The sequence below is a fragment of the Christiangramia aestuarii genome (assembly GCF_009735585.1).
In the GTDB taxonomy this organism is placed as follows: domain Bacteria; phylum Bacteroidota; class Bacteroidia; order Flavobacteriales; family Flavobacteriaceae; genus Christiangramia; species Christiangramia aestuarii.
Genome location: NZ_VJVW01000004.1, coordinates 182585 through 201900 on the forward strand (window position 1 = coordinate 182585; position 19316 = coordinate 201900).

Consider the following 19316-nt stretch of genomic DNA (forward strand, 5'->3'; position numbering starts at 1 on the left):
CGAAGCCTCGGGAGTTTCAGCATCTAACACAAGACCCTGAAACGAGTTCGGGGTGACGTATTTTAACCTGCCTGCAAAAATACAATTTTCAGTGACTTATTAGGAAAGATGACGCTGTCTATTGCGAAGAGTTTCGAGCTTCGGTCTCCATTGGTTTGAGGCATTCGTAGATAAAGCGATTCACTGGAGTTTTTAAGCCGAGCTTTTCGCCCTCCCTTACGATGAAGCCGTTAAAATTTTCCAGTTCCGAAGGTTTGCCATTCATGATATCCCTCTGAGTGGAAGCCGTTGTCCCCTCCGGCTGCGAGTTGATGATCTCAAAGACCATTTCCAGGTGCTTTTCTGTGAGCGGAATTCCTTTGGCTTTGCCTATTTCGTTAATCTCTTTTGCCGAATCCCTCATCATTTTATATAGGTATTCACTATCCCTGATTTTGTCTATGGGAACCCGGGTGAGTCCGCCAATTCCACTTACCGTACAAATGAACAGGAACTTTTTCCAGATCTCCAGCTGGATACTATCCGGGATATTATTCTCAATCCCTGCCTCGTCCAGGATATCGTGAATCTGCATCACCCGGTCTGATTTGGAATTATCTGCCTCACCAAAAACGATCTTCGGCTCATAAGAAGCATGCTTTATTTTCCCAGGTTTTTCAACATAACTCACAATGAAGCATAATCCGGCCAGCACATTCTTCTTCGGAAGTATTTCGACCAGTTTTTCATAATTATCGGCTCCATTTTGCAGGGGAAGGATCACCGTATTTTCGCCAATAATTGTTTTCAGCTCAGCTGCGACTGAAGGGATCTGCCAGGATTTGATGCCGAGTATGATAAGGTCTGGTGTCGGAACTTCAGCAACATCTGAAGTTGCCATTTTAGGCTTTACCCTGAAATCACCCTTAATACTTTCAACCTCAAGTCCATGATCCTGTATCTGCTTCAGGTGCTCTCCCCTGGCGATCATACTAACATTTAATCCGGCATTCGCAAGCCTGCCACCAAAATAGCCTCCAACTCCGCCAATTCCGTAAACCAGTATTTCCATTGTTCCGTTTTTATCAAATTTAGCAAACTTAAATCGAACGTCACCCTGTCCCGAGGTTTCGAGAGTTTCAGGGTCTAAAGAGATTCTTTGACTGCGCCCGGAATGACAAAACATATATCACATTGAACGAAGTCGAAATGTGATATTCAGCAAATCATACGACGGCTGCCCTCAGCATCATCTATTATTCTTCTTAGTCTTCACCGTCACCCTGAACTTGTTTCAGGGTCTCTAGTGATGCTGAACCTCCCGAGGTTTCGGGACAGCATGACCAATCAAACCAATAGTCCGGTAACTTATTTAGGATACTCCCAATATTTTCAAAAGTTTAAACGTTTTAAAGATTAGGAAAACTTAACTTTCTTATTTTTACAAAAAATCTGAAGTCCCTCTATGACCACATCTTTTGAAAGGTATCAGAAACGCCGACTCATATCTTCCTATTTTTCAGTAGTTATCAGTATTTCTTTGGTATTGTTCCTTTTGGGAATGCTTGGCCTTTTGGTATTGAACACCAAAAAGGTCGCCGATCATTTCAAAGAGCAGATCGCCCTAACCGTCTACCTTAAGGATAATGCAAAAGAAGTTGAGATCGAACAGCTAAAGAAAAGCCTGGCCATGGCAGATTATACCAAGTCGACCACCTACGTTTCCAAGGAAGATGCGGCCGAGGCGCACAGCAAAGAGATCGGAGAAGATTTTATGGAGTTTTTGGGTTATAACCCCCTTCAGAATTCCATTGACGTTTACATGAATGCCGATTTTGTCTCTTCAGAACAGGTAGACAAGATCGCAGCAGATCTAACTTCGAAGAATTTTGTAGATGAGGTCGTTTATGACAAACCTCTTATAGCGCTTCTCAACGATAATGTGAAAAAGATCAGTTTCTGGGTTTTAATAGCCAGCGCCGTATTCACTTTTATCGCGGTGCTTTTGATCAATAGCAGCATAAGGCTGGCGGTATATTCAAAAAGATTCATCATTAAGACCATGCAAATGGTGGGCGCGACCAAAGGTTTTATCAGGAGGCCGTTCATCTGGCAAAGCGTAAAACTGGGGCTTATAGGTGCTATCCTCGCTCTTATCGGGATGGCAGCCGTGCTATATTATCTCAACAATAGTTTTACCGAACTTAATCTACTGGGAGATATCAAGATGCTTACGATCCTGTTCTCCGGAATTTTCCTGATGGGAATTGTAATTACATGGATTAGTACGTATTTTGCCACCTCGCGTTTTCTGAATCTGAAAACAGACGAATTATATTATTAAAAAGCTATAAGCCTAAAGCTTTAAGCTTATAAGTTTAACAAATGACTGAAAAGAATAAAATAAAAGGAAGCTTCAATACCGGCTTTGTTTTCGGGAAGAAGAACTACACCTTTATGTTTATAGGGATTGCGGTGATTGCGCTAGGTTTTATTTTAATGTCTGGCGGTGGTAGCGAAGACCCAAATGAGTTCAACGACGCTATCTATAACTTTCAAAGAATTCGACTTGCACCGGCACTGGTGCTTATTGGCTTTGCCATCGAGGTATACGCCATATTGCTGAATCCCAATAAAAAATAATAAGTTTGGACGTATTAGACGCCGTGATCCTTGGTATCATCCAGGGACTTACCGAATTTTTACCTGTATCCTCCAGTGGACATTTAGAATTAGGAAAAGCGATCTTAGGGAACACCAGTGTTCCTGAAGAATCTCTTTTATTCACCGTGGTGCTGCATTTCGCCACCGCATTGAGTACCCTGGTAGTTTTCAGAAAGGATGTTTTTGAGATCATTGGAGGCTTACTAAGCTTTAAGTGGAACGAGGAAACCCAGTTCTCATTAAAGATCATAGTTTCAATGATCCCGGCCGTGGTAGTTGGGCTTTTATTCGAAGAGCAATTGGAAGCTCTATTTGGAGGCAACATACTTTTCGTAGGATTCATGCTTTTGATCACTGCACTGCTTCTATGGCTGGCAGATAAGGCAAAAGACACCGGCAAAAAAGTTAGTTATCTAAATGCTTTTGTGATCGGGGTTTCCCAGGCCATCGCCATGCTACCTGGAATCTCGCGAAGTGGAGCTACAATTTCAACTTCTGTATTACTTGGGAACGACAAGACCAAAGCGGCAAGGTTCTCATTTTTGATGGTCGTACCACTTATCTTCGGAAAGATCGCCAAGGATATTCTTAGCGGCGAACTTATGGAGAGCTCGGCAGATTTTTCCATTCTAGCCATAGGTTTTGTAGCAGCTTTCATAGCCGGCCTGGCTGCATGTACCTGGATGATCGCACTTGTAAAGAAAAGCAAACTTTCATGGTTTGCTATTTATTGTTTTGTAGTGGGTCTCGCGGCTATTATTTTTGCATATGCGCAATAAAGAATTTAGCCTGGAAGAATTCAAAACAGGCCAGGTATTACTTTTTGACAAACCCCTTAACTGGACCTCTTTCCAGTTGGTTAATAAGGTTAGATGGCTCATTAAAAGAAGCTGTAATATCAAAAAGATTAAGGTTGGTCATGCTGGAACTTTAGATCCTCTCGCCACCGGACTTTTGATCATTTGTACAGGAAAGTTCACTAAAACCATTCCTGAACTCCAGGGACAGGTTAAGGAGTATACCGGCACCATTAGCCTGGGAGCAACGACCCCATCTTTTGATCTGGAGACCGAAATTGACGAAAAATTCCCTACAGACCATATTTCCGAAGAATTACTTCAGGAAACCAAGAAAAAATTTATCGGTGAAATTGAACAAACCCCGCCCGTATTCTCTGCACTGAAGAAGGACGGAAAAAGACTTTACGAATATGCCCGCGAAGGCAAGGAAGTTGAGGTAAAGAAAAGGAAGATAGAAATTTCAGAATTCGAGATCGATACCAAAACCTTTCCGGAGGTTGACTTCAGGGTAGTATGCAGCAAAGGGACCTATATACGCAGCCTGGCACATGAATTCGGGCTGGCTTTGAACAGCGGTGCCCATCTTTCAGCCTTACGCAGGACCGGTATCGGTGAATATTCTGTAGAAAACGCGATGGATTTAGAATCTTTCGAAAAATTGCTACCTTCACGAGAGAATAATTAAGTCGGCTGACTGTTAACTAGGTATGGATTTTTTCGACAATTTTTTCGATAAGCATAAAGCGCTTATCCTAACCACGCTATCTTTTGCTGTCCTGATGCTGGCATTATACAATTTTAAGCTTGCCAACGGAAATCAGGAAACGGCCGAGATGCTTGTGGACCTAGACCAGTTCAAGGTTACCGAGAAGGAGAAGCTGGAACCTGAAGAGCAAAAGCCTCAGGAACAAAGCCGGAGAAATATCCAAACCCACCAGGCCTATAATCAGGACAAGGAAACCCGGGAAGCCGATTTCAAAAATAAACTGGACGAGATTTTCCAGAAGAACAGCGCCGAACAGGAGCAGGCAGAAAATGATGAAACCGAAGGTTCTGAAGGTAATTATGCCATGAATCGAAAGAATTCTGAAGAAAAGAAGAAACGATCAGACGGAGACAATTCTTCCCAGGAAGCTTCGCAGAAATCGGCGATTTACGACTATAGTTCCATATCATTTTCTTTGAAAGGCAGACGCGCGGTGAAAATCCCAAATCCTGTCTATACCTGTGACAGAGCCGGGAAGATCGTGATCAATATCACGGTAGATGCCAATGGCTATGTGATCGATTCTTCGGTTAACAAGGCCAGTTCTTCTACCACCAATGAATGTCTTACAGATCGTGCCCTGAAATATTCGGCCGGTGCCAGGTTTAGTAAACTGGCGGGCAGGGATTCCCAGATCGGGACGATCACGTATCACTTTAGATCTTAAAATTATGGCTGAAATCAAACGTTGCGGATGGTGCGAGGGTGACCCACTTTATGAGGCCTACCACGATCACGAATGGGGTGTTCCCGTCCTTGACGACGACACACTTTTTGAATTCCTAACCCTGGAGACCTTCCAGGCTGGACTTAGCTGGATCACCGTCCTTAGAAAACGCAACAATTTCCGGGATGCTTTTGATAACTTTGACTACCGGAAAATTGCACAGTATAAGGATGCCAAGGTTACCGAACTCATGCAAAATGCTGGTATCATCAGGAACCAGATGAAAATAAGAGCGGCGGTCACCAACGCCAGGGAATTCATGAAGATCCAGGAGGAATTCGGCAGTTTTAGCAGGTACATCTGGAGTTTTGTTGAAGGAAGTCCTATTCAGAATGATATTGAAGATTACAAAACCGCACCGGCCACGACAGAGATCAGCGACAGGCTTAGCAAGGACCTTAAGAAAAGAGGTTTCAAATTTGTTGGTTCCACGGTGATATATGCACACATGCAGGCTACCGGAATGGTGAACGATCACGAGGTAGATTGTTTCCGCCATAAGCCCGTAAAAAAATTAGGCCAAAAAGTGAAGCTCCTATGAAACATTTGTTACTTATAATAATTCTAATGCTTCCGATATTTGCCACATCTCAGGACAAAAAGATCGAAAAGGAAGAAGATATAGAGCGGGAAGAGATGCCAGAAAAGGCACAGCAATACCTTTTGAAAAATCTTCCTGAAGACATTAATAAGCTTAGACATTACCACGAAACCGATGGTGACAAGGAAAGCTATGAAGCCAAGTTCAAGTTTAACCGGCACAGGTTTAGCGTCGAGTTCAATGAAAAAGGGAAACTGGAAGACATCGAGGTGCAGGTAAAGAAAAAAGACCTGAAACCTGAAGTCCTGAAAAATATAGAGAATTACCTTGGGCAACAGCATGACAGGTTTAAATTAGAAAAGATACAGACCCAATATCTCTCGAAGAAGGAGGATGCCGAAAAAACGATGAACCGTGCAAAAAAGTTCGAATCCAACTCCCCTGATCATTATGAACTCATCGTGGCGACCAAGAACAAAGGAAAATTGAAGAAATATGAAATGCTTTTTGATGCCGATGGAAATTTTGAAAGTGAAAGAGAAATAATCAGAAATTCATATGACTACCTCATCTTCTAGATTCTTTCTACTTGTAATTTTCCTGCTAGTGGGCTTCACCTCCCAGGCTCAAAATTTCGCCATTCAGGCCGAACCCGATATCGCCATTAATATTGACCGTCCAAACCGATGGTCCTTCAACTTCGGGATCACCAATCGAGATCTTTTATATTTTAATGAGACCAGTCAATTCAAGGTGAATTTCATCGAATTGAGCCATTTCACCAGTTATGAGGTTGGTTTTTATGGGAAATTGAGCCTGGGGCTTCGATACCGGTTCAACGAGCTTTTTGAAGATACTGTGGAAGATGAGATCAGGATCACCCAGCAATACAGCCGGTCAAGAAAGTATAACGCCATTAAAGTAGCTCACAGGTTCAGGTTTGAACAAAGGTTCAGGGAACTAACGGTTTATCGGGGCAGATACCAGTTCTCGGTAGAATTACCGCTGGATGGTGAAAGGATAGATCAAAATGAATATTTCTTGGTTATGAGCACCGAAGCCTTATTGAGCCTGGCCAAAGAAGAAAAACCAGAACTGGGACAAAGGTTCGATATTTCGCTGGGTAAGGATATTGGTAACGGGAACAAGGCAGATATAGGCCTGCAGTACAGACTGGAAGATTACAATCTTAACTCTTTCCACGGCCTGTTCCTTATTGGAGGGCTTACGATCTCTATTTAAGGTATTCCAGGAAGTCCTTTCTCGGGATCTCTTCTCCCCCCAGGCTTTCCAGGTGACTGGTATAGATCTGGCAATCTATGAGTTTCACCCCTTCTTCCTTTAGTTTCTGAACCAGCCTGATAAATCCGAATTTTGAAGCATTACTGGCTTTCGCGAACATACTTTCGCCGCAAAAGACCTTATTTTCCCGAAGATAAATTCCATAAAGTCCGCCAACCAGTTTTTCATCATCCCAGACTTCAGTGGAAACAGCGATACCTTCGTGGTGTAACTTGAGATAATTCTCCTTTATCTCCGGGGTGATCCAGGTCCCGTCCTGACCCTTCCGGTCTATGGCACCACAATTCTCTATCACCTTCTCGAATTCCTGGTTAAAGGTCACCCTGAATCTATCCTGGTTCAGCAAGGGTCGCATACTCCTGGCAATCTTCAGTTTTTCCGGAAAAAGAACCATACGGGGATCTGGGGACCACCATAAAACCGGCTGCCCCTCATTATACCAGGGATAAATGCCCAAACTGTATGCTTCCTTGAGCCTTTCAGGACTTAGTTCCCGGCTAACTGCAAGTAAACCATCTTCATCGGCAAAGCTAACGGGAGGAAATTTTTCTTTTGGACCTATGAAATACACTTCTCTGGATTTAGCTTCTGAAAATAAAAAAGTCCGGTGAGAATTCTAACCGGACTTTTATTTTTTATAAGAATATTCGTAACCTGATTTACGTCACCCTGAACTTGATTCAGGGTCTCGAAAGATGTTGAACTCCCGAAGCTTCGGGACAACATAACATTATCTAGAACGGAAGATCGTCGTAATCTTCTTCGTTAAGATCACTTGCTGGTTCGAACTGGTCTGGTGGCGGTACATTAGAGCCTCCGGTTGGTTGCTGAGCAGCAAGATTCTCTATTCTCCATCCCTGGATAGAGTTGAAGTATTTGGTTTCTCCCTGTGGGCTTACCCACTCACGTCCTCTTAAGTTCACTCCTACCTTTACCGGCTGCCCTACCTGGTAAGCATCCAGAAGGCTGCATTTATCCTGAACGAATTCTATCAATAAATGCTGCGGATACTGCTCCTCGGTAGTCACTACCATCTCCCTCTTCTGAAATCCGTTGCTTCCGAATGTCTTGGTATCGCCAATAAGTTTAATTTTTCCCTGTACTTCCATTGTCTCTGTTATTTTGCTAATAGTATTTTCCAGGCATCCTGTGGCTCACCTTTTTCAAGGTAGACCTGCGCCTGTTTATGAATTTTTATTTTATCGCCGGTTTTTACAAGTTCGGCTTCTTGCGGATTCGCCTTCAGAAATTCCTCGATTTCTCCGTTTTCTGGCAAGGCTTCTACATTCCCTAGTTTACCCAGGTCATTTCCGGTTAGCACCTCACTGGTCCTTACTCCTTCAGGCATGGCGTCTACCCCGATCCCTAAAGTTGAAAGTGGTTTAGGAACCTCGAACATGCCCTCTTTGGCACGTGTATACCAGTTTCCCCCCATCCGGGCCACCTGGTCTATCTTATGCTGGTCTATATAACCATCTTCATCAAGAATTTCTTCTTTGATATGCATTTTAACCACGTGGCAGATCACCAGGTTGCCGGCACCTCCTTCAGTCCCGGTTTCGATGATCTCCTTCACTTTACATTCAAACTGAACCGGAGATTCTGCAACCCTGAATGGCTTAACGAGATCAGATTTAAGCATGGTAAGCCCTGCTTTCTCAAATTCGTTCACCCCTTCAGCATATTCGGTACTGGAAAGTGACATTTGCTGAACTATATCGTAATTCACGATATTGATCACCACCTCATCTATCTTTTTAGCGTTCTCAAAAGTATGTTTGGTGGTGTTATCCCTTCCTCTTCTTGCCGGAGAAAAGATCATTACTGGCGGGTTAGCGCCAAAAACATTGAAAAAACTAAAAGGTGAAAGATTAGGATTTCCGTCTTCATCAATCGTACTTGCAAAGGCAATAGGCCTTGGACCTACGGCACCCAGAAGGTATTGATGTAATTTCCCGACACTTACGTCCTTGGGTTCTATACTGAACATAGAATTAATTTTTGCCAAAGATAAAGAATCGGGCAGGGAATGAAAAGCGAAGCATAACAATAAAAATAGTTTTAAAACGCTTATATTTATTTTTGTAAAAAGCCGGAAAAATACATGAATCTACCCGACGAACGCAGCTTTAATCGCTGGTTTATCATTATTTCCTGCCTTGTGGTCATCGTCCTGGTGCTCTGGAATACAAGTATATTTTTTCAGCGACTAAAAGAAGATGAACGGGCCAAGATGAATATTTGGGCTCAGGCACAGGAGGAACTTAGCAATGCCCCTGAAGATGCCGACCTAAGCCTTATTCTGGAGATCCTGAACAACAACACTACCATCCCCATTATCCATACCGATGAAAATGGCGAAATTGCCTATACCACCAATATTGACCCTACCATCCTGGAAGACCCGGAACGGCTGAAAGAATATCTCGAGGACCTCAAAGACGAAAATGAGCCTATAGCTGTAGACCTTGGCGACAACCAGATCCAGTACCTGTATTACGGCAATTCACCGGCCCTGAACAAACTCAAATATTACCCCATTGGCCTTACCCTGATAGGCTTCCTATTTATCGGGGTGGTCTATTTCTTTTATACCACCACCAAAAACAGCGAACAAAACAAGCTCTGGGCCGGAATGGCCAAGGAAACTGCACACCAGATTGGAACACCCTTAAGCTCTTTAATCGGCTGGGCTGAGATATTGAAAACCGAGGACGTGAACCCCTCTTATGTGGAGGAAATAGAAAAGGATATTGACCGATTAAAGACAATCACCGAAAGATTTTCCAAGATAGGTTCCTCGCCAAATTTACAGCAGACCGATATAGTCGCCGCGACCAAGGACAGTTTTAATTATTTAAAGACCCGGAGCTCAGATCTTATCGATTTCAGCCTGAGGGCGCCGAGGCAACCCATCAATGTCATGCTGAATGAACAGCTATACAGCTGGACCATAGAGAACCTGGTGAAGAACGCAATAGATGCCATGCGTGGGAAAGGGGAACTCATGATCGAGATCAAGCAGGATATGAAACAGGCACATATCTATATCACCGATACGGGTAAGGGAATAGACAAGAATAAGTTCAGGCTGATCTTCGAGCCCGGGCAAACCACTAAAAAACGAGGTTGGGGACTGGGATTATCCCTGGCTAAAAGGATCATCGAAGAATATCACCGCGGCAAGATAAAGGTCGCCCGCAGTGAGATAAATAAAGGAACTACCTTCCAGATAAGCCTTAGAAAAGTTTAAAATTCAGAGATCTTTTCTCTCATCCAGTCGGGCACGGGAAAGGTTTTATTTTCTTTGAAATCGAAACAAACTACCACATCCTTTCCTTCAGCACAGATCTCCCCCTTCTCATTTAAAATAATATGCTTTAGGCCGAAGCTTTTATTGCCAATAAAATCCAGTCCGGTCTTAATAACAGCCTTTCCCGGATAGTGCAGGGATTTCCTGAAGTCGCATTTGGTGGACACCAGCATGGTGCCCTGGCTGGAATTGCGGTAGAACTCATGAATGCCACTGGCCTCCCAGAAATTTACCCTTCCGCTTTGAAGGTATTGCATGTAGGAAACATTGTTAACATGTTCGTACATATCCAGGTCACCCCAGTCTATTCTTAGCTCCAGGCTCAATTTATAATCTGAATTCCCGGTCACAGCTCTACATTTGCGCTAATAGCAGCTGCCAGTTCCTTGAACTCCTCGTCGCTCATTTCCACATGGTTGGAAAAATCCATATTCTTCATGCTGTTTAGCGGGATAAGGTGTACATGGGTATGAGGAACTTCCAGTCCTACAACGGCCATCCCCACTCTTTTACAGCTTACGGTTTGAGAAAGTGCCAGCGATACCCTTCGGGTAAATCGCATCAATTCCTGGTACATTTCTTCTTCAAGATCCCAGATCTTATCGACTTCCTTTTTCGGGATACACAGTACGTGTCCTTTTGCATTGGGCCTGATATCAAGAAAAGCCAAGAACTTACTGTTCTCGGCTACTTTATAGGCAGGCACTTCTCCTTTTACAATCTTGGTGAATAGTGTAGACATGATTAGGTTGGTTTTTAATAAAAATAAAAAATCCTTTTCTCAAATCGTAAATTACAGATGAAAGAAAAGGATAGATTTTTAACTTATATGGCCCGGCTTATTCCCTCCAGATCTCGATAACCTCGAATTTAACGGTTCCGTTTGGCACTTCAATCTCGGCGGTGTCACCCACCTCTTTTCCCAGAAGCCCTTTACCTATTGGTGAATCTACAGAAATCTTTCCTGATTTCAGGTCGGCTTCGCTCTGGGCTACCAGCTTATATTGCATTTCGGCACCATTGGTCTTATTCTTTATCTTCACATGGGAGTGCACCAATACCTTAGAAGTATCCAGTTGGGATTCGTCTATCACCCGTGCATTGGCCACTACTTCTTCCAGTTTGGAAATCTTCATTTCTAAAAGACCCTGTGCTTCCTTGGCAGCGTCGTATTCTGCATTTTCACTAAGATCTCCTTTATCGCGTGCTTCGGCTATGGCCTGAGAAGCTTTTGGTCTCTCAACATCTTTGAGATGATTAAGCTCATCCCGAAGCTTTTTTAACCCTTCAGGGGTATAATAAGATACTTTGCTCATAACTTTATCGTTTTAATAATTCACGGTCAGGGCTATGCCCGTTACCGGAAAATACCTTATAATGACTTTAGTAATAAACTGAACCCCCAGATAAGGGATTGCCCGGAACTTAAAAGTTTTAGCTCTCCGGGGTTAAACTATTGTATCATTAACAGAAAAAATCCCATTTTTAGCGGGATTTCTTTAACAAATGTATGAAATTTAATCATTAAGAACAATTATATTATTTTCGCCATAACGCATTTTTTCATGAAAAAATTAGTCTTCTTTTTACCCCTGTTCATAAGCCTTTTGAGCTGCTCAGGATCTGATGATGAACTCAGGAATAACCCCAACTTACCCGACCTTAATTTCAGGTTTCAGCTTAACCTGAGCTTTCCCGAATATAATGACCTGCAGTACCCGGGAAATTCTTTCGCAACATACAACCACGGGGTGCGTGGAGTGGTGATCTACAACATAAACAATTCCCAATATGTAGCCTTTGAACTAAGCGACCCCAATCACCCGCCTAGCAACTGTTCCGGGATGACCCTGAATGGTGTTATAGCCAGCTGCGGCTGTGATGGTAACCAATACAACATTATCACCGGGGAACTTACACAGGGAGAAGGAGAATATACCATGAAGCCTTACAGGGTGACGCGTTCTGGTAACAGCCTGGAAGTATATAATTAAAAAAGCCCCCTTCCTGAATACCCCAACAAAGCAGAAAGGAGGCGGAAAAATTATTAAAACGACTTCTAGAATTTCAGGCTTAGCCCAAGCAGGAAATTGGTAGTAGCCTGCGGATAATACCCCGCTCCATCCAGCGTCTGCACTCCCGCAGGAAAATCCTCGTTCGGGATGTCGTAAGTATAGTAATAGCCATTGGAAACATACTTTTCATTAAAGATATTATTCACCAGTCCGGTAAGAACGATCTCCCTAAACACCCAGGGCTTTTCCCAGGTATACTGAACATTAAAATCGTTCACGAAGTAACTTTCCAGTTTGGAGTTTTCAGCTTCTACATTGCTCATATATTGCTCCCCTACATATTTTGAAAGCAACTTAAGCTCCAGCCCTGTTGCAGGTTCATAATTAAAAATGTTCCCGGCAACCACTTCCGGGGAATAAGAGATATCGGTATCGCCATACTCTACCAGCTGCCCGTTGAAAGGAGCCATAAAATCCACATTTTTATTCCTGCTCAAAGACAGGTTCGGTCTCACCGAAAAATTCTCCACGATCCTGATGCTGGCATCTATTTCCAGACCTAACCTGTAACTGTTCCCACTATTCTGCCTTACAAAGGCACCTTCAGCATCTATGCCCCCGGTAAGGACCAGCTGATTCTGATAATCCATATAATACAGGTTTGTATTCAGCTGTATAGATCTACTATTGTGCCTCCAGCCAAGTTCAAAATCGTTGAGTTCTTCAGGTTGGGGATCTCCGTTCTCATAATCGTTCCTGCTGGGTTCACGATGCGCCCGGGCATAGGATAGATAGAACTGGTTAGCCTGGTTCAGCTGATAGGTAAGTCCGGCCTTAGGATTGAAAAAGCTAAAATCATCCTCATTCAAAAACCTTGTCTGGTCGTCCAGCAAACCATCGGTTTCATAATGCACGGTTCTCAGCTGGAGGTCAGCATATCCACCAAGCTTTTCGGTAATTGCAAAATTGGCCTTTCCGTAGATATTGAAATCTGTTTTTTCAGCCTGGTTGAAATAGTAAGGCTCATAAGGCTCATTATTTTGGGCAAACCTGGTGTATAGAACTTCTCCAAAATGATCGCCTTCATATTTATTCCAGCCACCTCCAAACGTCACATCCCAGTTGGAATCCTCATAATTTAAACTGAAGACCGTTCCGTAGAAATGATTATCCAGCCATTTCGTACCCACGATATCTGAAGTATTTACTTCTTCTCCTTCAATAATAAAAGGTTCCAGTCCAAATTCCTGAAGGTCTGCATCTTCATTATATTCCTCATAAAAACCGCGGCCATAGGTATAGTGAAATGCGATATTAGAAGACCAGTTGCTGTTATAATCCTGGTTCCATAATAACTGGTAGTGGTCCTGCTTATAATTATCGGTCTGGTTTTCATAGAATTTGGTATTTCCGTCTTCATCTGTATATAACCCGGCCGGATTGAACTTTCTGTCATTTTCCAGGGTTTCGGCATCGATGCCATACCAGGCCTGGTAAGTTCTTTCACTTCCTCCAAAGGTCAGGGCTTTGATGAGTGTATTATCGTCTACATAGGCACCCTGGAGAAAATAAGATTTCAGGTCACTGCTGGCCCGATCGATATACCCGTCACTGCGGATCTTTGAGGCCCTCCCGGAAAACGAAAAATGATCATTGATAAGCCCTGAACTGAACTTCAGGGTATGTTTAAAACTGTTGAAAGATCCTATACTATTGGCGATCTCAGCCTGGGCTTCTTCCTTATAAGAATCGGTTAGAATGTTAAGGCTGGCTCCAAAAGCACCGGCCCCGTTGGTTGAAGTCCCTACTCCTCTTTGCAGTTGCATATTTTCTACAGATGAGGCAAAATCCCCCAGGTTTACCCAGAAGGTGCCCTGACTTTCCGCATCGTTATAGGGAATCCCGTTGATGGTGACATTTACCCTGGTAGCGTCACTTCCTCTTACCCGAATTCCGGTATAACCAATTCCGGCACCTGCATCGGTCGTGGTCACCACGTTAGGCATATAGTTCATCAAGACAGGGATATCCTGCCCCAGGTTTCTATCTTCTATCTCTTCGTTCGTAAGATTGCTGTAGGTGATTGGATCTTTGGTGGTTACCCTCACCGAAGAAAGAAAAACCTCATCCAGCGATTCCTGGGCTCCGGCCAGGTCTACATTCAATTGCTGGTCTGAATCCAGCAGCAGGCTTTTAGTTTTCTGGTTTCCGAAGGAAAATATCAGCGTATAATTTCCTTCGGGCAGGCTAATCTGATATCTTCCGTTCTCATCGGTAAGCGTCCCTTCGCCACTACCCCTAACATAGACCGAAGCTTCGTTGAGCGGGTATCCATTTTCGGTGACAGTTCCTGAAATAGTGAATTCCTGTGCATAGGCCTGTATGGAAAGAACGAACAGACCTAAAAAAAATAATACATTTTTCATCCGTAAAATTTTTACGAATAAAAGGGGCGATTATTCCTTATAGTTTAGTTTAAAAATAAAAAATCCTGAAACTGCCATAGGGCAAAATCAGGAGTGCATACACTGCGCCTTCGCGCTCATCCCTTGGCGGCATTACCCGCCCAGGTTCATTGGGTATGATCTCAGCCACAATTTCGTGGCACCCCTTATGAGATTATGCCGCAAAAGTAAGATGCTTTTTTAGAAATACAATACTTTTGAAGTGATTTGATAGAATTGGCTTAATTTTAGATAAAATCCAGGTAATGTTCAACGCCAAACGCTCCATCACCGTAAAAGTAGTCGCCGGATATCTGATCGTGGCGGTTCTAGCCGGTCTCGCAATCTGGTATGTTTACGACCAGGTAATCGCCTACTCAGAGATCGCCCAGTCCAACACCGAGAACAACGAGCAACTCATCCTGGTGAGCGAGATAAGCACCAACCTCAACGAATCTGAAAACACAAGCCGGCGCCTCATCCAAACCGGAAATGAAGAGGAACTTGAACTCTATAATGCCCAGATTGACAGCATAAATGCCAAGCTCAACAAGCTCGAGGCCACCTACACCGACATTAACCTTGAAAATGAGATAGACAGTATCTCCAAATTGCTGGAACTAAAGACCGAAAACCTTAAGGAACTGGTCGCCCTTCGGGATACCGACAGGAATACTAATTATTACTCCAAGGCCCTGAGAGAACTTCAGAATATAGACGTTTCTTTCAAGGATTATAACTACGAGAACAGGTTCAGGAACCTGAAGCCTTATCAGAAGGACGTGCTTATTAAATGGCTCGAATATTCAAGGGAAGATAATGCGGAACAGATCTCGACCAAGCGACTGGACTCCCTGGTACAATCTGTAAAAAAGGTACTTACCGACCTGGAATTCGCCAACCGGCAGTTCCAGAACGAAGTGATACAGAAAGAAAATGAGCTTTTAAGCAATGATGTGATCCTAAACCAGCAGGTACAAAGCCTTCTGGCCGGACTGGAGGAAAAGGAAAGGGAAAACACGGTAGAAAGAGCCGAGGTTTTTCAGAATATGCTCAACAAGACTTCGAATATTATCATTATTGGGGGCTGTATCATTCTGCTAATCATCCTGTATTTTATCATTAACATTATTGGGGATATCACCCGTAGCCAGCGCTACCGGATGGAACTGGAGGAAGCCAAGGATTTTGCTGAATCCCTTCTGGCCAGCCGGGAGCAATTCATGGCCGCCATTACCCACGACCTGCGCAGCCCGCTCACCACGGTGATGGGTTATGCCGACCTTATCCAGAAAACAGACCTGGACGAAAAGCAAAAGCACTATCTCACCCAGATCAAGAAATCTTCAGAATTCATTTTAAGGCTGGTGAACGACCTTTTGGACCTTTCTAAACTTGAGGCCGGGAAAATGCTTATCGAGAACCTTTCTTTCAACCCTAAAAAACTTATCAGGGATACGGTTAGCAATGTGATACCTGCAGAAAAGAAGAAAGAGGTAGAGATCATCATAGAGGCTTCTGAAGAAACAAATGCCCAGATACAAAGCGATCCTTTCAGGATCAAGCAGATCCTGGCCAACCTTATCTCGAATGCCTGGAAATTCACCGAAGAGGGAAGCATTCTCATAGCTGCAGAACTTAAAAAAGATGTAGGTGAAAATTACCTGCTCGAAATAAGGGTGAAAGACTCCGGAATTGGTATTTCCAAAGAAATGCAGGAAAGCATTTTCGAAGAATTCTCCCAGGAAAACAGCAGCATAGAAAAACGTTTCGGCGGTTCGGGTCTTGGCCTGGCCATCACTAAGAGACTAACAGAACTTCTCAACGGAAAGATCAAGCTGGAAAGCGAACAGGGAAAAGGAAGTGAATTCACTATTCTTATCCCTGTAGTAAAACTTTCTGAAGCCAGGGAAGAACCGGAAAGAGAACAGGAGAATAAAGAAGAGACCCCCAACGAGGAAAACCTAGACGCCACAGGTTTAAAGGCTCTTATCGTAGATGATGAACCAGGACAGCTTTCCCTTACTGTAGAAGTGGCCCGGTCTATGGGCTTCGAAATAGAAACCGCCGAGAACGGGAAGATAGGCCTGCAAAAACTGGAAAAGGGAAATTTCGATATTGTACTCACAGACATACAGATGCCATTCCTGGATGGCTTTGAACTGATAAATAATATCCGCTCCAGGAAAGCTTTTAAGGACCTGCCGGTGATCGCCCTTTCTGGCAGGACAGACATAGAAAAAGAGGTTTATACCAAAGCTGGTTTCAACAATAAATTGCTAAAACCTTACAAGCCTCAGGAACTAAAGCAGAATATCGCCGATCTATTGGATTTAAGTATAGCCGAAGAAACCGAACCTGAAGCCGGAAAGATCGAGAAACTTCAGTCAGATTCTTACGACCTGAGCGACATATATGAATTTTCGGGTCAGGATGACGATGCCATGTATGCGATCATACAGGCTTTCCTTGAGGGGGCGCATCAAAGTCTGGCAGACTTAAAACAGGCCTACGAGGAGCAGGATAAAGATAAGATGGGAAAGCTAGCACACAGAATGCTGCCTATGCTCAAGCAAATGAAAGCGAACGAAGTGATCATGGTCTTGATGAAACTCGAAGCACGGGAAGAAATTACCAAACCTCAGTTCGATCATTTGGAAAGAAAAATCAAGGAATTAATGTCCAGCCTGGATACGAATATTACAGCTTAATTCCGTATTGTTTCAGCTTATTATATAGGGTCTTCCGATCTATAGAAAGCATCCTTGCCGCCTTGCTCTTATTCCCACCGGTCTTTTCCAGCGCATCCAGAATAAGCTGTTCTTCATTCTTGTTCTTAAAGAGGCCGTAATCATTTTCGTTGGTACGCGTAGAGGTAGCGATCTCATGCGGAAGCACTTTCAGCGGGATCAATTCGTCCTGGGTTAAAAGCACGGCACGTTTCACCATATTCTTCAGTTCCCGCAGATTTCCCGGCCAGTTATAATTCTTGAAAGCGTGGATAGCCTCATCGGTAAATCCAACAATATTCTTTTCCAGGTCGGCATTAGCTTCGTCCAGGAACTGGTTGGCAAATAGCATCAGGTCTTCTTTCCTTTCTCTAAGTGCCGGCACCTTGATAGAAAATTCGTTCAGGCGGTGATATAGGTCTTCCCTGAAATCCCCTTCCTTTACTGCTTCAGAAAGATCTTCGTTGGTGGCGGTAACCACCCGAATATCCACTTCAATTTCGTTATTGCTTCCTACAGGCTTGATCCTTCTTTCCTGGAGGGCTCTTAGCAACTGCACCTGAAGCTCGTAAGTAAGGTTTCCAATCTCATCAAGAAAAAGAGTTCCGCCATTGGCAGCGGCAAAGTGGCCGGTCTTATCATTAATGGCACCTGTAAAGGATCCCTTGATATGACCAAAGAATTCACTGGAAGCGATCTCTTTAGGAATTGCACCACAATCTACAGCGATAAAGGGAGCTGCATGCCTTTTACTTTGCAAATGAATACTTTTAGCGATCTGCTCTTTCCCTGTACCGCTTTCGCCGGTAATAAGCACCGACATGTTAGTAGGCGCCACCAGTTCTACATAATCGCTCAATCTCCTTGAAGGTTCGCTAACGCCTTTAACCAGGTCTTTATTTTCATTTAAAGGTCCGCTGGATTTTTTTGGCGCTTTGGGCTTTTCAACTTTTGGAGCCACTTCGTTAGTATGAAGGGCATTTTCTATGGTCTGCAGAATGGATTCTGGCCTGAAAGGTTTGGATACATAATCGAAAGCCCCTTCTTTCATGGCATTCACTGCCATACTTATCTCGGCATAACTCGTCATTACGATCACCTGGGTAGATGGATTTTCAGCCTTTACATTCTTAAGGATTTCTAGACCATCATTATCTGGCAGCCTTACATCGGTAAGGACAAGATCAAATTTATCTGAAGATATTTTTTTGAAGGCCTCAGCTGCTGAATATACTAAAGCTACCTTGTAATCCCTTTTCTCCAGAAAGGTTTTTAACATGGTACCAAACGCGACATCGTCTTCAACGACCAAAACTTTAGACATAGATCAAAATTAAAAAGCTTAGCAAAGGTAATAATCTTTAAATCATTAGTTTTTAAAAGAAAGCAAAAAAAAGAGAGGTTGGATTGCAACCTCTCTTTTTCGGCAATTCGTGGTTATATAATTGCCAATAATTAAATTCCCATTTCACAGATTTCCTGTTTTTCCCTTAGAACAAGCAAAAAAGTGACCTATAGTGTTAGTTTTTTGGTCGTTGGTAATCAGGATTGATCCTGAAACCAGTCACTTTTTTGCAAGCCTGCCGGGGTAGAATTTCTTCTATTCCTCTTTTTCATTAGTCTGTTGCCGTGGAGTTGGATTCTCCTTAACCGGACTTTTAGTCTTCACCGTGCTCGCCATTTTCATCAAGCCAGTTACCGTCCTGGTCTATGTAAACCTTTTCGGTCTCTCCGCTTACATTTAGCTTAAGTTTATATACCTGTTTATCATCTTTGGTTTTCACCCAGGCTTCAGTTGCCTCTGCTCCATTATAATCTGTAGCCAGGGCATCTTTAACCGGTTGAGGCAATTGCGCAACATCTACACTCGCATACTCCTCCTGCTCCATTTCGATCACTTCGGTGTCCACGTCTTCGATCTCTTCATCCTGAGCCTGCATATTTTGTGTAGCAAAAAACATAGCTCCAATGGTCATCATACTTAATGCAATCTTTTTCATAATTCTGGTTTTAGCGATCTTTTATTGATTAGATCA

Annotated in this window: 21 protein-coding genes; 11 read left to right on the plus strand and 10 right to left on the minus strand. The window is 43.3% G+C overall.

Features of this window, described 5'->3' with window-relative positions; genetic code table 11:
• Positions 1-118: 118 nt before the first annotated feature.
• Complete coding sequence (locus FLP08_RS11190) at positions 119-1051, minus strand: ketopantoate reductase family protein (protein WP_156276831.1); 933 nt, start codon at positions 1049-1051, stop codon at positions 119-121.
• A 393-nt stretch (positions 1052-1444) separates the two neighbouring features.
• Between FLP08_RS11190 and FLP08_RS11195 the strand changes: the two genes are divergently transcribed.
• The 8 genes from FLP08_RS11195 to FLP08_RS11230 are packed head-to-tail and all read left to right on the plus strand — an operon-like array spanning position 1445 to position 6719.
• Positions 1445-2323, plus strand: coding sequence for a cell division protein FtsX (locus tag FLP08_RS11195; protein WP_156276832.1), 879 nt, complete (start codon positions 1445-1447; stop codon positions 2321-2323).
• Between the two features lie 41 nt (positions 2324-2364).
• The gene (locus FLP08_RS11200) at positions 2365-2622 is read left to right on the plus strand and encodes a DUF3098 domain-containing protein (protein WP_156276833.1); all 258 of its coding nucleotides are present in this window, start codon (positions 2365-2367) and stop codon (positions 2620-2622) included.
• A gap of 5 nt (positions 2623-2627) precedes the next feature.
• Complete coding sequence (locus tag FLP08_RS11205; protein ID WP_156276834.1) at positions 2628-3422, plus strand: undecaprenyl-diphosphate phosphatase; 795 nt, start codon at positions 2628-2630, stop codon at positions 3420-3422.
• Entirely contained in the window at positions 3412-4128 is a 717-nt protein-coding gene (gene truB / locus FLP08_RS11210; protein WP_156276835.1) for a tRNA pseudouridine(55) synthase TruB, read from the plus strand. Before FLP08_RS11205 ends, truB begins: the two co-directional genes overlap by 11 nt.
• A gap of 22 nt (positions 4129-4150) precedes the next feature.
• Positions 4151-4876 carry an energy transducer TonB family protein gene (locus tag FLP08_RS11215; RefSeq protein WP_156276836.1) on the plus strand — a complete coding sequence of 242 codons (726 nt, stop codon included), beginning with the start codon at positions 4151-4153 and terminating at the stop codon, positions 4874-4876.
• Between the two features lie 4 nt (positions 4877-4880).
• On the plus strand, positions 4881-5477 hold the full coding sequence (locus tag FLP08_RS11220; RefSeq protein WP_156276837.1) for a DNA-3-methyladenine glycosylase I: 597 nt from the start codon (positions 4881-4883) through the stop codon (positions 5475-5477).
• Positions 5478-5503: 26 nt separating this feature from the next.
• Entirely contained in the window at positions 5504-6055 is a 552-nt protein-coding gene (locus tag FLP08_RS11225; RefSeq protein WP_162431042.1) for a hypothetical protein, read from the plus strand.
• Positions 6036-6719, plus strand: a complete 684-nt coding sequence (locus tag FLP08_RS11230) for a DUF2490 domain-containing protein (protein WP_156276839.1) — start codon at positions 6036-6038, stop codon at positions 6717-6719. The genes FLP08_RS11225 and FLP08_RS11230 overlap by 20 nt, the downstream gene beginning before the upstream one ends.
• Here FLP08_RS11230 and aat read toward each other — a convergent pair.
• The 3 genes from aat to FLP08_RS11245 form a co-directional block, all read right to left on the minus strand.
• On the minus strand, positions 6712-7350 hold the full coding sequence (gene aat / locus FLP08_RS11235) for a leucyl/phenylalanyl-tRNA--protein transferase (RefSeq protein WP_162431044.1): 639 nt from the start codon (positions 7348-7350) through the stop codon (positions 6712-6714). The two genes, FLP08_RS11230 and aat, sit on opposite strands and share 8 nt — an antisense overlap.
• A 163-nt stretch (positions 7351-7513) precedes the next feature.
• A complete protein-coding gene (locus tag FLP08_RS11240; RefSeq protein WP_156276840.1) occupies positions 7514-7888 on the minus strand; it encodes a DUF3127 domain-containing protein in 375 nt (124 codons plus the stop codon).
• An 8-nt stretch (positions 7889-7896) separates the two neighbouring features.
• Positions 7897-8769 carry a flavin reductase family protein gene (locus FLP08_RS11245; protein ID WP_156276841.1) on the minus strand — a complete coding sequence of 291 codons (873 nt, stop codon included), beginning with the start codon at positions 8767-8769 and terminating at the stop codon, positions 7897-7899.
• 114 nt (positions 8770-8883) lie between these two features.
• Between FLP08_RS11245 and FLP08_RS11250 the strand changes: the two genes are divergently transcribed.
• Positions 8884-10032: a sensor histidine kinase gene (locus FLP08_RS11250; protein ID WP_156276842.1), complete on the plus strand. Its 1149-nt coding sequence runs from the start codon at positions 8884-8886 to the stop codon at positions 10030-10032.
• Here the strand turns inward: FLP08_RS11250 and FLP08_RS11255 are convergent.
• The 3 genes from FLP08_RS11255 to greA form a co-directional block, all read right to left on the minus strand.
• Positions 10029-10442: a thioesterase family protein gene (locus FLP08_RS11255; RefSeq protein ID WP_162431046.1), complete on the minus strand. Its 414-nt coding sequence runs from the start codon at positions 10440-10442 to the stop codon at positions 10029-10031. The two genes, FLP08_RS11250 and FLP08_RS11255, sit on opposite strands and share 4 nt — an antisense overlap.
• A complete protein-coding gene (locus FLP08_RS11260; protein WP_156276843.1) occupies positions 10439-10834 on the minus strand; it encodes an HIT family protein in 396 nt (131 codons plus the stop codon). The genes FLP08_RS11255 and FLP08_RS11260 overlap by 4 nt, the downstream gene beginning before the upstream one ends.
• Before the next feature lie 97 nt (positions 10835-10931).
• Positions 10932-11408 (minus strand): transcription elongation factor GreA, encoded by a 477-nt coding sequence (greA, locus tag FLP08_RS11265; protein WP_156276844.1) that lies wholly within the window; start codon positions 11406-11408, stop codon positions 10932-10934.
• A gap of 249 nt (positions 11409-11657) precedes the next feature.
• Between greA and FLP08_RS11270 the strand changes: the two genes are divergently transcribed.
• Positions 11658-12086 (plus strand): Rieske (2Fe-2S) protein, encoded by a 429-nt coding sequence (locus tag FLP08_RS11270; RefSeq protein ID WP_156276845.1) that lies wholly within the window; start codon positions 11658-11660, stop codon positions 12084-12086.
• Between the two features lie 65 nt (positions 12087-12151).
• Here the strand turns inward: FLP08_RS11270 and FLP08_RS11275 are convergent, their stop codons facing one another.
• Positions 12152-14533, minus strand: a complete 2382-nt coding sequence (locus tag FLP08_RS11275; RefSeq protein ID WP_156276846.1) for a TonB-dependent receptor — start codon at positions 14531-14533, stop codon at positions 12152-12154.
• Between the two features lie 284 nt (positions 14534-14817).
• Here FLP08_RS11275 and FLP08_RS11280 point away from each other — a divergent pair, with 284 nt between their 5' ends.
• Entirely contained in the window at positions 14818-17262 is a 2445-nt protein-coding gene (locus FLP08_RS11280; protein ID WP_156276847.1) for an ATP-binding protein, read from the plus strand.
• Here the strand turns inward: FLP08_RS11280 and FLP08_RS11285 are convergent.
• Together FLP08_RS11285 and FLP08_RS11290 are read right to left on the minus strand one after the other, a co-directional pair.
• Positions 17252-18604 (minus strand): sigma-54-dependent transcriptional regulator, encoded by a 1353-nt coding sequence (locus FLP08_RS11285; RefSeq protein WP_156276848.1) that lies wholly within the window; start codon positions 18602-18604, stop codon positions 17252-17254. The genes FLP08_RS11280 and FLP08_RS11285 overlap by 11 nt on opposite strands.
• Positions 18605-18938: 334 nt before the next feature.
• On the minus strand, positions 18939-19280 hold the full coding sequence (locus FLP08_RS11290) for a hypothetical protein (protein ID WP_156276849.1): 342 nt from the start codon (positions 19278-19280) through the stop codon (positions 18939-18941).
• Positions 19281-19316 lie beyond the last annotated feature (36 nt).